We start from the raw sequence: 15508 nt of genomic DNA, 5'->3' as shown, positions 1-15508 counted from the left end.
GCGCTGGCTCAGCAGAAACAGATTACTCATCTCGGCCTCCTTTCTCGGAAACCGTGAATCACATCTCAAACGAAATTAATAGGTCCTGAGCCTAGTCGCGAGATCGGAAGAAGTCTCAACCGGGGGAAAACGGTTGGGACTTCACTCGCGGAGCCGCCGTGTGGGCGACAATAAGAAATTTTTATTGTTCCTAAATTTTGAAACCAGTTGCAAAACAGTGCAGGTTTAGGCTGGGCGGAAGAAATTTCGCGCCTATTCGTTTAGGCATCGACAACTTCGTGTTCCAGATTTGCTGGACCATTAAAGTTCAGAGAAATTTGAGTTTCCGCAGCTTTTCGGCTGATTTTGGAAGCAAAACAAGGCGCCGTTTTGCAACCGGGTGCAAACCACGCCATTCGCTCTCGTGCCCGCGTGCTACTCGGTAGCGGTAGCTTTTACAATTTTGGCAATTGTCGCGCGGCTAGCGTTCGTTGCGTCTTGTATTTGCGAGTATGACATGCCGGAGGCGAGCATTCGCGCGATCCCCTGGTTCCGTTTCTTGTTTTCAGGACGACCACGATAGCGCCCTTCGGATTGTGCCTTGGCAATTCCTTGCGCTTGGCGACGTTGCCGGTCCTCGTAGTCCTTGCGAGCGACCGCAGCGAGCATATCGAGCAACATGGCGTTGATGGCGTCGGCTATGCGGGCGGTGAAGCTTTCCGCCTCAGAGTTGGCGAGAAGATATGAGGTGGGTAGGTCTAAGGCGACGATCCGCACGCCCTTGGCGGCGATCTCGGCTCGAAGCTTCTGCCAGTCCCCCGTTGTAAGACGTGATAGGCGATCAACCTGCTCGACGAGAAGCACATCACCCCGCCGACTGTCCTTGAGCAGTCGGAAAAGTTCAGGCCGCGCCAAGTGCGCGCCATTCTCGTTTTCGACATATGTACCGACAATGGTCAGGCCACGCTCTTCGGCGAACGCTTCCAGTTCAGCTCGCGCACGCTCTGCATCCTGGTTTTTGGTCGATGCGCGCAGGTAGAGGCGAGTGAGTATTTGAACCTTCCAGTTCACCTTGAATGGTTCACATTTCGGTAGTTCACTATGGGTTCAAAACGTTATTTCTTGAACCAATGAAAGGTTGGTTTGAAAAGGGCATGCTTGAAATAAACCGCTGAGCAGTCATGTGATTTGCTGCTGTTCGGTCTGCGGGCGGAATAGTGGCCATCAATCTTATCTGTCCGAGAACTGTCGGTCCGCTTTCGGCCCTCGTCCGCCATAGGTTGCTGGTCGACCTCTTCTGTATGACCAAATGGTTTTGCGACGCCTATGCTCACAGGCAAAAGGGCGGCCTCGGGGCGAAGCCTCGCAATTCTCGAATATGCCAATCTCGAATGGGCTTTCGTTGTTTCAACAACCGCCGGCTGCTCAGAGCAATCGGCAATCTTACCAAGACGTCAAAGGGAGAAGATCCATTGCAATGACCACACGGGCAATCTCAGACCGGCACGCGCATAGTGAAAACCGAGCCCCGTGGCGCGTTGGGCCCGTAGCCAAGCTTTATATTGAGCCGGCGGGCCTTTTCTGCAGCAAGAAATAGGCCGATGCCGGCCCGTCCACCGTTGGCACCGCCCGACCGCACCGCAGAGTAGAACAGCTTTGCGCTGATTTCAGCAGGAACCCCCGCGCCCAGATCGGCGACCGAGACACTAATTTCGCGGTCTGTAACGGCAGCTGTGACTGTCACTGGAGTGGGCTCGGGCGAATAGCACAGCGCATTGTCGATCAATGTCGCGAGGATGAGCTCAATATCCGCGGCGTTGGGAATGTCGAGATCGGCAGGCCCTTGATAGCGAAGCCGGGCGTTTTCGCCGAGCTGAACGCCTTGCAGGCTGGCAATCTCGCGGACAATCCCCCAGAGGTCGCGCGGCGCCGGCGCTGCATGCGGATCGGCGGCCGCTATCAGGGACTTCGCTCTGTCGGCGAGCGCCGTGCAGGTTTCGTCCATCACGATGAGCGTCTGCTTGAGTTCGTTCTGGTCGATCCTGTGATGGTCGATATCGTCGCGCGTGGCACGAATCGCGTTTCTGATACCGTAAAGCGGGCTTTGCAGATCATGCGCAACGAGAGTGGTGAAGATTTCGCGCTCGCGCATATAGCCTTCGATCTCGGCCGTGCGATCGCGCACGCGTTCTTCCAGCGTCGCGCGAAAGGCAGCGATCTCGTGAAGCGCTGCAGAAAGCGTCAGCGTGGTCACGGAGAGCATGCCGAGAAAAATCTGGAGGTCGATCAGCGCGCGCCAAGGCGACGGAGCCGGAAAGGCGCTGAAGCCCCGCAAAGTCCCGAAGACCGCAATTACAGTGATGAAGGCCAGCGAGAAAAGCCCGCCTGTCGCGCCGAACCGGAAACAGGCCCACAGCAAGAGCGGCACGATCATATAGGACTGGACCCAATCGAAAATCCAGCCATTGCCGAAATAGCCGCCGAGTGATTGGCCGGCAAAACCGAGGCAAATAGCCAGAAGCAGTGCTTCGCCCACGCGCACCAGCCGTGGCCACTGACGAACGCTCTTCAACGCCTTGATCGTCAGACCGGTAAAGACGATGATCCCAACATAGTTGGCGATGTACCAAGTCAGGGACACCTCCGAAAGCGTGCCGCTTGAAGGAAAGCCCGCGATCCGACTGGCGAAGACGCCGAGAAAGACGCTAATCAACGGCGTCAGCGGTGCGATGACCAAAGTGAAGATCACCGTCGTCGCCAGCTTTTCCGCAAAATGCACGCCCCTGGCGCAGCGACGCGCGAAATAAGCCGTCGAGACCGACTCGCCGATATTTCCAAGAGCGACGGCGATGGCGACAAGAATGGCGGGGGCAAACCCGAAATCCGGCACCGCCTCCAGATTGATGGCGAGATTGAAGGCCAACGAGCCGAGCGCCACCGCTCGCCACCGCTCGATCCCCTCCGCGATCAGGAGCCCGCAGGCAAAACCCGAAGGCACCCAGACCGTTGCGGTGTTGGGCTGGATAAGCGCAGTCGAATAGCAGACCGCCGCGAGGCCGGCATAGAGCGCGGCGAACAGGAGCGTTCGCGTGTTGCCGAACCGAGTGGGCGACGAAGCGGGCGAACCCGTCATGAAACCGGCCCGCGCGTTGCGAAGATCGTGGCGAGCATCGCCACGAGGTGGACGGTGTCGCGGCAGCCGAGCTTGCGGCGGATATTGTCGCGATGCGCCGCGACGGTGTTTGGACTGAGACCGGTGGCGCTCGCGATTGTGGCGAGAGCATCCCCACGGCTGAGATGGGCGGCAATCTGAGCCTCGCGTCGGGTGAGCCGGGCGATCTGCTCGGCGATCGGAGGCACGCTGGGATTTCGCGCCCTATCCGCCGACGGTGGAGGCGGCCCGTCCTCGCCGCCGCACAGAGTGCGTATCAGATGCACCAGCGAAGGCAGGTCGGTGTCCTTCGGCACGAAAGCATCCGCGCCCTCAGCCAGCGCCAGCGGCCGATAGTTCCGGGCGGGCAAGGACGAGAACGCCACGATCCGGGCAGCCGGCGCGAGCTTTCGGCATTGGCCGATGGCAGAGAGATTCACCTCCCCCCCAAAAGCGAGATCCAGGACGATCGCGTCAGTCGGATGGCTGTCGATCGCGGCGAGCGCCCTATGCGGATCGCCATAGCAGGCGACAAGCTGGATATCAGGCGTCTGGCGAAGGGCCAGTTCCAGGCCATGGGCGACGACGGGGTGGTCGTCGACGAGGATTAGGGCGATCGTCTTCAATCTCTCGTCTCGCGCAAAATCAACAATACCTTATTTTTGGTTAACAAACGCGCGGCACGCAAACGGCCTGGGCCAATGCGGCCCAAAGGCCTGCCACTTGCCTCGAAGGTATCTGAAATAATGGGCTTTGGGTCTAGTCGAACGGACTAGATCGACCCTGCGGCATCGTCGTGATGCGCAACCGTTCAAGCAGCGGAAAAGCAATCAAAACGAACACCTTATCTCGCGAGGACGAGGATTGGGACAATGCGAGTGTCATAAATGGCAGAGAGCAGAGTTTCCGCGATCTTCAGCGAGCGGTCCAACCGGCGGCCGTCGCGCATTTCTTCTTCCATCCGATCTCACTCCCTCTGCGCTTCGGTGGCCTCTGCCAGTCTCCGCGATACGCATCTAGGTCGCTCAACTATAGGAGCCCGCTCCGTTTCGATCTTTAACCGCTGATAAACCTTTCCTCGTCCCGTCATCAGTCGGACGAGAGAGGTTCGCCGGGAGCGCCTTTCTACCCCTTGGGGACGCGCTCCGATCGGCGGTGTGAGCGCGATATCGGTGGCGCCTGGCGCCCTGGTCGTTCGTTATCGGCAGGAGTGCGTAAGATGACTGGTCGTGACGGATACGTAAATGGAAACGGCGTGACCGGAGCGACTGGCATCACGCCAGCGCCCAGCAATGCCGCTGGCACGACGGAGTTAGCCGGCAGTAACGTGCCAATGCTCACGGACGTCAACGCCGCGCTCGCGCCGGTCAACGTACGGACGCCCGTCCTGATCGACAGCGACGTGACCTTCACCGATGCCGATTTTCGCGGTGGCTCGATCGTGGTTTCAGGCCTTCTGGCCACGGACCGCGTGGCCCTGCTGATCGATAATGTGGTGTCGCTATCGGGAAGCAGCCTGTCGGTGAATGGCAATCTCGTCGGCACGATCTCGGGCGGCACGGGCAGCGATTTCAGTATTACGCTCAATTCTTCGGCCGATGCCGCTATCGTCGAGACCCTGATCGAACATCTGACCTATGAGAGAACGGCCAACAGCCTCACGGCAGGCCGCAGCTTGGCTATCACGGTGACTGACGATCAAGGCCTCGTGGCCAAGGTTCCTTCTTATGCCCAGGCGACCGGTGCGGCAAACCCGTTCTCCGGCATCAGTGTCGATGGTACCAGCATTCCTGCCTTTGCGGATGTCGATGGCGATGGCGACGTGGACCTCGTTCTCGGCAATGGGATTGACACGCTTGCAACCTATCTCCAGGGGCCGAACGGCGTCTATACACTGGCGTCGTCGAACCCCTTCGCCGGCATCATCGGTTCGCACCATATCCTCTCTCCATCTTTCGGGGACGTCGATGGCGACGGCAAGGACGATCTCGTCCTTGCTGCAATTAACGGGACACTAACGACCTATAGTCGCGGGGCGAACGGCAGCTACTCAGAGAAGCAGACAGACGCCTTTGCTGAACTTCCGAAGAATCAGCAGACTGCCTACCGAACCTTCACAGATGTGGATGGCGACGGCGATGACGATCTCGTCGTCGGCAATCAAGAGGGCACGTTGACGACTTATCTTCGCGAGACGAATGGCAGCTACGCGCTCGCAGCGACAAACCCCTTTGCCGACATCAGTTCAATCTATGGCACTATTCCGGCTTTCGCTGACGTCGATGGCGATGGTGATCAGGACCTCGTGCTTGGCGGCTTACGAACCACACCGTTGGTTTATCTCAAGGCCGGAAATGGCAGCTACGCGGAAGCGACGACCCCCTTCTCTGGAGTCGATTTCAGTACCGGCATTCTTCCCGTTTTCGCGGATATCGACGGCGATGGCGACACGGACTTCGTCAGCGGTAACCAAAACGGTACTTTGACCACTGTCATCAACACCCCGGTGGTGCCGACCGTTTCCATCCCCGCTATCAGCGTCACGGAAACGTCGAAGCTCTCGGGCCTGACCGCGAGTCTTTCGGCCACCGAGCAGACGCCTGTCGTGATCGACAGCGAGGTGACGTTTACCAACTCGGTTTATGGGAGCGGCTCGATCGTGGTTTCGGGCCTTCTCACCGAAGATCGGGTGGGGCTTTCGACCGATGGCGCGGTGACGCTATCGGGAAACGATGTATCGTTGAACGGTGCGACCGTCGGCACGGTCTCCGGTGGCACGGGCACCAGCTTCACCATCACGCTCAATGCGACGGCCGATGCGGCAATGGTCGAGACGCTGCTCGAGCATCTGACCTATGAGGACACCGCCGATGCGCCGACCGCGAACCGCGTCCTCACTGTCACGGTGACGGACGATCGTGGGGCGACGACGGCCGTTTCCCCCTTCGCAAAAGCGGATACCTTTTCCAGCGTGGATGTCGGTTATTATAGCGCTCCGACGTTTGCCGATGTCAACGGCGACGGCCACCGCGATCTCGTCGTGGGGAATTCAGCCGGAACATTGACAACTTATCTTGGCGCGGAAGACGGCAGCTACACGCTCGCAGAGGGGACCGGGAACCCCTTCGATGGCTTCCCTTCATACGACTACCTCATCCGTCCTGCCTTTACGCAAGATGGCCGCGAACTGGTATTCGTGGGTTCCGAGAGCGAGCTGATAACCTATAGCCGCGGCAATGATGGCAGCGGTGGCAGCTACGCTCTGGCTGAGACAAACCCCTTCTCCAATGTTGGAGTGAGTTTTCCTAGTTCACCCGCGTTCGGAGATGTGGACGGTGATGGCGATGATGATCTCGTCATCGGAAACTTGGATGGCACGCTGACAACCTATCTCCGCGCGGAAGACGACAGCTATGCTTTGGCAACGGCAAACCCCCTCGCCAACGTTCTCGTGGGCCGTCTCGCCTCGCCCACTTTCGGAGATGTGGACGGAGACGGCGATGACGATCTCGTAGTCGGAGACTACGATGGGGCGCTGACAACCTATCTTCGCGCGGCGGATGGCAGCTACTCACGCTCGGCGACAGAACCCTTCGAGGGAATTGGTGCCGGTACGTCGACCACCCCCGTCCTGGAAGATGTCGATGGCGACGGCGATGACGACCTCATCGTCGGGAATTCTGATGGCACGCTGACGACCATCCTCAACACTTCCGTCAGTCAAAGGATCCTCGTCACGGTTGCCGCCGTTGACGACGCGCCAACCTTCGGCGGCGACGGGGCGATCGCGGTGCTTCGAGGCCAATCGGTTGCCATCACGACAGCGGATTTGACGGCGAATGACGTCGATTCAGACAATCAGACGCTGACCTACACGGTCACCGCCGCGACCGACGGCTCCGTAACACTCGATGGCCGCACTCTCACGGCCGGCACTGGCACCTTCACCCAGGCCGATTTGTCAGGTAGCAAAGTCGCGTTTCTGCAGGACGGCACCGATAATGCGAGCGCGAGCTTCACCGTTTCGGTAAGCGACGGAGTGACCACGGCTACGAACACCCGGACGGTGACTGCGACGGTAGACACGACGTCGCCCAGCGTTTCAATCACCACCGGCGCGCTGACCCATGCCGAGGGCGATGGCGGCGCGACCGATTTCACCTATACGGTGACGCGGACGGGCAATCTCGCCAACGCTTCCACGCTCGCCTATGCGGTAACGGGGTCCGGCACCCATGAAGCGGATTCGGCCGACTTTTTCGGCAACGCGTTGCCGACCGGCACTGTGTCATTCGCGGCGAATGAGGCGAGCGCGGATATCATTGTCAAGGTGGCGGGCGACCGGGCGGTCGAATCCGACGAGGGTTTCACGCTGACCCTGTCGAAACAAACCAATGCCAGCCTCGTCGCAAATACCACTCAGACTGGCACGATCACCAATGACGATCATGCACCGACCATCACGGGCACAAGCGCCGGCCATACTGTGGGCGATAATGCCACGATCAGCCCGTTCACGAATGTCACTCTAGGTGACACGGACGGCGACAGCCTCACGGTGACGATCACCACCACGGTCAACGGTTCGGCGAGCGAAGCGAACGGCGTCTTGTCGGGGACGAGCCTGACCGGCAACAATGGCGTGTACCAGCTCACCGGCACCGCTTCAGACGTCATGTCGGCCTTGAAAGGCCTCGTCTTCACGCCGACGGAAAACCAAGTCGCGCCCGGCCAGACAGTGACGACAGGCTTCAACCTTTCAGTGAGCGATGGAGCCAACACGACAACCGATACGACGACGAGCGTCGTCGCGACTTCGATCAACGACGCTCCGATCCTCGATGCGTCTAAGTCGCCGACGCTGTCCGCCGAGGCGGTGAACGCAACCGAAGCGCCCAGCGGTCCGGTCGGAACGCTGGTCTCACAACTGATCGCACTGGACGACCCCCTGTCGAACGTTACCGACGCCGACGTGGGGGCAATGACCGGCATCGCACTGACCGCGACTTCGGGTGCCGGAAGTTGGTATTATAGCATCAATGGCGGAACAACCTGGGCCGACGTAGGAACTGTCGACCATTGGCATGCTCTTTATCTCGCTCCAGATGCCCGGCTCTATTTCCAAAACACAAGTGAAACTGCCGGCACAGTTGCAAATGCAATCGCCTTCCATGCCTGGGACCAGACAGCTGAGATAAATGGGTCCAAATCAGCCCTTGACTTCTTGGATCCGCAGTCAGGCTCGACCTCACAAGCATCCGACACGGCGAGCCTGGAGCTTCTTGCCGTTCCCACCATCACCAATGTCACCTCGTCGACGGCGGACGGCGCCTATAAAGCCGGCGACGTTATCGATGTGAGCGTCACCTTTTCGGAAACCGTGACCGTCTATACGACGAATGGAACGCCGCAATTGACGCTTCAGACCGGCTCCAGTGGTCGGTCGGTTGATTATTCGTCCGGGTCCGGTTCGACCCTTCTGCATTTCAGCTACACTATCCAAGGGGGCGATACGAGCGCCGACCTTGACTATGTTTCAAGCGCAGCCTTTGCGCTCAATGGGGCGCAGATCATTTCGAGCAGCACGAATTTTGATGCGGTTCTGACACTTCCCTCGCCCGGCTCCTCCGGGTCGCTCGGTGCCAATAAGGCTATCCTGATCGACACGACAGCACCGGACGTCCCGTCGCTGGCGCTCTCACAAGACAATGGATCAAGCAACAGCGACGGCGTGACCAATGACGGCACGATCATTGTCACAGGCCTGGAGAAAGACGCCAGCTGGACATACAGCACCAATGGCGGCGTGGATTGGACGGCCGGCTCCGGCGACAGTTTCATTCTCACCGAAGGGAGCTACGGAGACGAAGCTTTGAGGGTGTGGCAGACCGATCTCGCCGGCAATGAAAGCAACGGCGTTGGCCTCCTGGGCAACGTCACCATCGACACCACCGCCCCCACGCTCGCCTCGGCGACGGTCAACGGTGCGAGCCTCGTTCTGACCTATACGGACGCGCTGGACCTGGACGGCGTCGTGCCCGCGACTTCGGCCTTCGCCGTCGATGTCAGCGGTGCGACTGTCGGCGTGAATGCCGTCACGGTCGACGAAGCGGCGAAGACCGTCACCTTGACGCTCGCTTCAGCCGTCTCCAATGGGCAGGTCGTCTCTCTTGCCTATACCGATCCCAATCCGGCGCAGGACGATACGAACGGGGTCATTCAGGATGCGGCCGACAACGATGCGGCGAGCTTTACCGGTCAGGCCGTGACGAACCTCTCGCCCTCGGTCGGCGGCGGCGGTGGCGGCAGTGGCAGCGGCAATGTCGAGGACCCGGTCTATCCCGGCACCGAGGGTGATGACACCTTTACCGACATCCCCTTCCCGGCCTCGGTGGAGGGCGGCGCCGGAACCGATACGATCGTCTTTACGGGGAACTTCTCGGACTTCACCCTGAGCCCGGCGCCGGGCGGGTTCACCATCGTGCAGAACGCGGATCCCGACAACGCGATCTTCTTCTCCGATATCGAAGCGCTGCGCTTCGACGATCTGACGCTCGAGCGCAACGATGATCCCGCGACCGTCGATCTCTACGCGCTCTATCAAATGGTTTTCGACAGGCCGGCGGACATCGGTGGGCTCAGCTATTGGAAGGATCAGGCAGATAACGGCCTATCGTTCCATGACATCGCTGCTTACTTCATCCAGTCGAGCGAATTCACCTCGACCTACGGGTCCAATCCGTCGCCTCAGACCCTGATCGACGATATCTACCAAAACATCTTCGGCCGGGCACCCGATGCGACGGGCGAGGCCTTCTGGCTTGACGCCTTCCAGAAGGGCCTGTCCGTGCCGGACTTCCTGACGTCCTTCTCGGATGCCACGGAGCTCCGCTCGCTGATCGAGAATGCCGTCGACGATGGGCTCTTCCTCATCGCCTGATCTGCTACGTTTTGGCTCTCCATGCAGAAGGCAAAACGCATCCATCTTCCCATTTTGTGCAACATTGACATAAATCGCAAGACGTTGCCCCCAAGTTTTATCCAGCCGGGAGTTCGTTTCCAGCGTTTTTGTTACCCTGTTGGGCTTAGTAAGCGACGGGCTTCGGCGCGGAGCTTTCCATGCAGTGCAGCGTCGGAGCCCGTCGCGATCGGAAGGTCGCGGCGAAGGCGGCCGGAGTGCGCCAGCCGATCCCGGAATGGGGGCGCGATGTGTTGTAGTCGCCCCGCCAGCACGCCAGCTTCTCCCGGGCTTGGGCAAGCGACGAGAACAGTGTCTCATTGAGCAGTTCGTCGCGAAGGCGGCCGTTGAAGCTCTCGATGAAGCCGTTTTGCATGGGCTTTCCCGGCGCGATGTAATGCCAGTTGATGCGCGCCTTGTCCGCAAAGGCAAGGATGGCGTTCGAGGTGAACTCGCTCCCATAGCCCATTGGGAAGAGGACGTTGGGACCGCCGGAGAATGTGTGGAGCCCGATAGGGCGTAACGCATTTCCAGGCGGCCATGGTCGGCCAACAGGTCTCTAGAGTGAGGTTGTTGAGACAACACTTTGGAGCGTGACCGACCATGACCAGACGTCTTTTTACCCCGACCGGCAAAGTGCTGGTAGCGATCGATATGTCGAAGAACCGACAGGAAGTCTTGATCGAGCGACCGGAGGGCGGGCGTAGACGGCGCATGACCGTCATGGCGACCAAGCTCGATTACGATCGGCTGGTCGAGGATCTCTCTGCCATTGGCCGCCCCGTCCTCGTTGGTTTCGAGGCGACAGGCAATTATCACCGGACGCTCGCGCAGGACAACGTCCGGCGGGCGGGTCGACTGGTAGCGGATCGTCATGCGGCAGCAGCCGATGGCTTTACACGCCCGACATTCGCTCATCTCGTGGCGCTCCTTGAGATGGACGACGGCTTTCCGCCTGGCAGCGGGCGTCACCACTTCTTTCCCAAAGGATACTCCAAGGCGACTTTGTCGAGCATCGCATCGGCCAGCATCCGCTTCAGCTTGGCGTTCTCGTCTTCCAGCGACCGCAGCCGCTTGGCCTCCGAGACCTCCATGCCGCCGAACCTCGCTTTCCATTTGTAGATGCTGGCATCGCTGACGCCGTGCTTGCGGCAGAGCTCGGCGACCGGCACACCGGCCTCCTGCTCCTTCAGGATGCCGATGATCTGCTCTTCGGAGAAACGGCTGCGCTTCATGTTCTGGTCTTCTCGGTGAGCCAGAACGAACTTCAAACCGGATTGAGGCGAGGGGCAACGTCAGCGGCTTACGCCGCGCGTTTAAAGCTGCGCGGCTCCACCGTCTTCATTAGCCTCTCCATGTTACCCATTACCTTCTCGCGGATGTCCGGCCGCCACAGCGCGAAGGCGACGTTCGCCTCGATGAAGCCTTCCTTTGAGCCGCAGTCAAAGGTGCGGCCATGGAAGGGATAGGCCGAAAACTCCTGACGCTGCATCAGCTTGTGCATGCCGTCGGTGAGCTGGATCTCGTTGCCGGCGCCCTTTTCCTGCGTCGCCAGGATGTCGAAGATCTCGGGCTGCAGGATGTACCGGCCGGAAATGTAGAAGTTCGACGGCGCGGCGGCCGGCTTCGGCTTTTCCACCATGCCGGTGACCTTGAAGCCGTTGGCGATGTCTTCGCCCTTGCCGACGATGCCGTATTTTTGGGTCTCGTTCGGGTCGCAGGTCTCGACTGAGATGACGTTGCCGCCGGCGCTCTCGTAGAGCTTGACCATCTCGGCAAGGCAGCCGCACTCGGCCTGCATGATCATATCCGGCAGAAGCAGCGCGAAGGGCTCGTCGCCGACGAGGTCGCGCGCGCACCAGACCGCATGGCCGAGCCCGAGCGGCGCCTGCTGGCGGGTGAAGCTCGCCGTTCCCGGCGTCGGCTGCAGCTCGTCGAGCAGCGCGAGTTCCGCCGTCTTGCCGCGCTCGGCGAGCGTGTCGGACAGTTCGACTTGGATGTCGAAATAGTCCTCGATGACGCCCTTGTTGCGGCCGGTGACGAAGATCAGGTGCTCGATCCCCGCCTCGCGCGCCTCGTCGACCACGTACTGGATCACGGGCCGGTCGACGACGGTGAGCATCTCCTTCGGGATCGCCTTCGTGGCGGGCAGGAACCGCGTGCCGAGACCGGCGACCGGGAAGACGGCTTTTCTGATGCGCTTCATAGAAGGACTCCGTTTCAGGTTTTTCCGATGCGAAAAAGAATCAGCATTTCCACCGGACGGTGCAGTTGTTCGTCTCCTCCGGCCACATGCCGTATCGAGAGTTCGAGACAGCGCCGATGCCGAAGCGCGTGTCCTTTGTCGAGCGCTTACGATCTTGGGCGCGGAAGATGCGCTCCGCGTCATCCCAGCGCTTGAGCTTGATGTTGATCCAGCCTCTAAGAATCTCGGCTCCGTATGACTTTCCACTTCGCGCCTCCCTGCGGTTCAGAGTCGAAAGCGCGGCTTGATAGTCACCTGCCTCGAACTGGCTATTGGCTTGCCGAAGCAGACGATCACCTCCTGAACTGCCGCCAGTTGAGCGCCGATGGGTCCCGGACCTGCCGATCGCTTGACGTGCCGGGGGTTGATAGTCCTTGAACTCGGCAAGCGCGGCAAACTCATCGCCGTATTTTGCCTTTACCGCCTTCAGCTCGGATTTGTCCTTCATTCGGCTTGCTACAACAGCGAGGCCGACGACCCCCTCCTCGGTAACCTGCCAGTCTACCGACTTCTGAAACCAGTCCTTCGCCTCCGCGTAGGCCTTATCGTCTACGAGCTTCCACCCGAGTGTCTGCGCACCAAGGGCGGAACGGCTCTGGCTGACGACAACCTTGAATCGATCGAGGTCTGGCAAAGCTTCGTCCTCACTTTCCGCGGCATCGTTCAGGCGGTCGGCGACCAGTTCGACGTAGATCTTTGCGATCGTCGGTGACCGGTCGTGATTGCGGTAGGCAAGGTCTTCCGCCGCCTTCAGATCGCCGAGATTGCGGATGGAGAGGATGTAGCCTTCCAGCAGCTTCGGGTCGGACGACATGCGCGAGCCAAGTTCGAACCAGTCCCTAGCCGCTGCGAAGTCGCTTCGGCCATAGTTGTACCAACCGAGGAGACCAGCGTCGTCGGCGGAGCGACCGGACTTGACGAAGCCTTCGAAGCCGGCGAGCTCGTCGGGGTCGATGGGGTGCGATGCCGTTTTGTCCGAGAGTGCGTCGCCGATCAGAGTCCGGACCTTCTGGAACCGCATCGTGTCGAACTCGCCCGTACCGTCAGGACGTGTCCCACCATAGGAGACGAGTGCATCGACCCCTTTCTGCGGCAGGACGCTGGCCGCCTTCTGCATCGTCGCCATCCGCTCGGAAGGGTTGGTGCAGTTGGTCAGGATGTACCGATAGAGATCGAAGGCTCTGGCCAGATCGTCGGATTTCGCGAACGCCTCGCCCACTCGCCAGAGGACGTCGATCTCTGCGCAAACGAGGAGGCCGGGCCGTATCTGGGCAACCGCCAAGGTCGTTGCCCAGTCACCGGCATTGGAGGCAGCCTTGATGCTGGTCCTAGCTTCCGCATCGTCCAATTTCGAGAGAAGGTCGGCGGACGGCCGGTAATTTGGATCCCCCTTCCGCAACTCGTGAATTTTCTGCTGAGCTTCGGCGATCCGTCCGGCCTTGTAGAGATCCCAGATCGGCTGTTCATCGACAGTGCTCTTCGGGGCGAACAGATCGGCTGGTGGGTTCCAAGCAGGGTAAAGAGCCTTGAGGCGACGGATTTCCGCGCCAACCCGCTCAAGATTCCGCTGATCGGCGTAGTAGCGCAGCGCTGTCTCGTCGACGCGCTCGGGCTTGGTGGCGTCATCTGCCGAAACGTCTTGGCCACTGATCGCGAATGCGGGTGCCTGCGCATCCGGCGAAATATCGGCGCCACGACCGTTCACTGGGTTGAACGGGTTCGCCGCCGGCGTACTCACCGTCCGCATGGGCGTCGATCGCACCGGTTGCGGCAAGGCGAACGGATTTGCGCCGACCTGCGGAGCTGCGACGGTGGCGGAAGACGAGTCCGCTGCGACAGGGCGATCGAGCGTGGAACCAAGGCCTGGATACAGGCTGCGCACGACCGCTTCCGAACTACCAGGTCCGACAGGTGACGTTAGGGAGATACTCGACAGAGATTGTGAAGAGCCGCTCTGGGTAAGCATCAGGCTGCCGCCGGCGTCTTGGCCGAGACCCACAGGGCCGGCGAATGCGATCGTCGAAGTGAGGCAAACGGCCGAGACGAAGGCGTTGGTTCTCGTCAGAAGCATTGAGGATACCTTTCGGAGAGAGCCATGAGGCTGAGGATTTGCAGCGTGCTCGAGAAGTAGGTCGAGATTTCAAAGCGCTTGGCGCGCCGGATCGACCCATTACCAGTCAGGCTGCAGGAGATAACATCGCGGATGGCTTCGTAGCCGGTACCGATCATCGGCTCGGTGTACTTGCCGGTCGTCACATCGACCGCGGCAAGTCCCGCTTCGCCTTCGTTCGACCAGGGTTTGCCCAGGGATCGCAGCAGCTTCGGATCAACGTCCGGGCCCCAGGCAAGGTAGAGCGGAATGCGTACAGCGTTGTAACCAAAGGTCGGAGAGAACCCGTCCGCCGGCTCGGGATTCCCGCCAGCCAGAGACGTCCAGTCCGACGGCAGCTTCTCCTTGGACGTCGCAATGCGCTTCAGCATTGCGATGCCGCTCTGCTCCAGATGAAGATCCCTGAGGTCCGGCATTGCTTCGCCGAGTTCGGCAATCGCCGGGAAGATCCAGTATGAGAGATTGACCACGGGCCCATCTGAGCGATCGACTGCGGCAAAGCCCTGTACGCCCGGAAGCAGAACCTTCCCGAGGGGCGAGTCCGCGGTCGCGTGGCGGACGATATCGCCGACGATCGCTTGCGACTCGCGCAGGTATTCGCGAATTCCCCATTTCCGGTACGCTCGCAGGAGAGCCCAAGCGATCAGGAGATCGCCATCGGTCGCGTTGTTCATATCGGTGACGTGCGGCGTCTTTGTCGGGTCCCACTTCCAGGCCGCGAGATTGTCGTCGCGCACCTTCAGCTGACGCTCAGTCCAGCTCCAGAGGGTCTCGAAACCTGGCTGATCGTCCGAGGCGACGGCGATCAGCATGCCGTAACCCTGTCCCTCGCTGTGGCTGACCAGACCGTTCTCGCGATCGACGATCCTGCCTTCCGGGGTCATGAAGACCGACCGGTAGAGCGACCAGGCCCCGGTTACATAATCAGACGGTTGCACTGTCGTCTGCTGACTGGCGGGAGCGGCGGTGGACGCGTCTGCCGACAGAACGCGCGGTCCCTTGTCTGGACTGGCCATCGCAGAACTCGCTGCGAGCATGAACATTGCGGAGGCCACGTGGAATCGA

The 15508-nt window shown here is 60.3% G+C and carries 7 protein-coding genes and 1 pseudogene; 1 reads left to right on the top strand and 7 read right to left on the bottom strand.

The annotated features are described in order from the left end of the window. Positions 1–414: 414 nt before the first annotated feature. From B9A15_RS15115 to B9A15_RS15105, 3 genes are all read right to left on the bottom strand, one after another. The gene (locus tag B9A15_RS15115) at positions 415–1032 is read right to left on the bottom strand and encodes a recombinase family protein (protein WP_084411230.1); all 618 of its coding nucleotides are present in this window, start codon (positions 1030–1032) and stop codon (positions 415–417) included. 442 nt (positions 1033–1474) lie between these two features. After that, positions 1475–3112 carry an MASE1 domain-containing protein gene (locus B9A15_RS15110; RefSeq protein WP_084411208.1) on the bottom strand — a complete coding sequence of 546 codons (1638 nt, stop codon included), beginning with the start codon at positions 3110–3112 and terminating at the stop codon, positions 1475–1477. Further along, positions 3109–3756 carry a response regulator transcription factor gene (locus B9A15_RS15105; RefSeq protein WP_084411207.1) on the bottom strand — a complete coding sequence of 216 codons (648 nt, stop codon included), beginning with the start codon at positions 3754–3756 and terminating at the stop codon, positions 3109–3111. Before B9A15_RS15105 ends, B9A15_RS15110 begins: the two co-directional genes overlap by 4 nt. A 629-nt stretch (positions 3757–4385) precedes the next feature. On the opposite strand from B9A15_RS15105, the gene B9A15_RS15100 reads away from it, so the two are divergent. Next, on the top strand, positions 4386–10070 hold the full coding sequence (locus B9A15_RS15100) for an FG-GAP-like repeat-containing protein (protein WP_170923320.1): 5685 nt from the start codon (positions 4386–4388) through the stop codon (positions 10068–10070). Positions 10071–10215: 145 nt separating this feature from the next. Here the strand turns inward: B9A15_RS15100 and B9A15_RS23885 are convergent. The 4 genes and pseudogenes from B9A15_RS23885 to B9A15_RS15070 form a co-directional block, all read right to left on the bottom strand. Further along, positions 10216–11323: pseudogene (locus tag B9A15_RS23885) on the bottom strand (integrase core domain-containing protein). Positions 11324–11391: 68 nt separating this feature from the next. Continuing rightward, on the bottom strand, positions 11392–12294 hold the full coding sequence (gene galU / locus B9A15_RS15080; RefSeq protein ID WP_084411203.1) for a UTP--glucose-1-phosphate uridylyltransferase GalU: 903 nt from the start codon (positions 12292–12294) through the stop codon (positions 11392–11394). Between the two features lie 40 nt (positions 12295–12334). Then, entirely contained in the window at positions 12335–14299 is a 1965-nt protein-coding gene (locus B9A15_RS15075; RefSeq protein WP_244556972.1) for a hypothetical protein, read from the bottom strand. 95 nt (positions 14300–14394) lie between these two features. Further along, entirely contained in the window at positions 14395–15459 is a 1065-nt protein-coding gene (locus tag B9A15_RS15070; RefSeq protein WP_244556971.1) for a family 8 glycosyl hydrolase, read from the bottom strand. Between the last annotated feature and the right edge of the window lie 49 nt (positions 15460–15508).

This window comes from Fulvimarina manganoxydans (assembly GCF_900176465.1).
Lineage (GTDB): Bacteria > Pseudomonadota > Alphaproteobacteria > Rhizobiales > Rhizobiaceae > Fulvimarina > Fulvimarina manganoxydans.
This window is presented reverse-complemented; position numbering and strand designations above follow the sequence as displayed.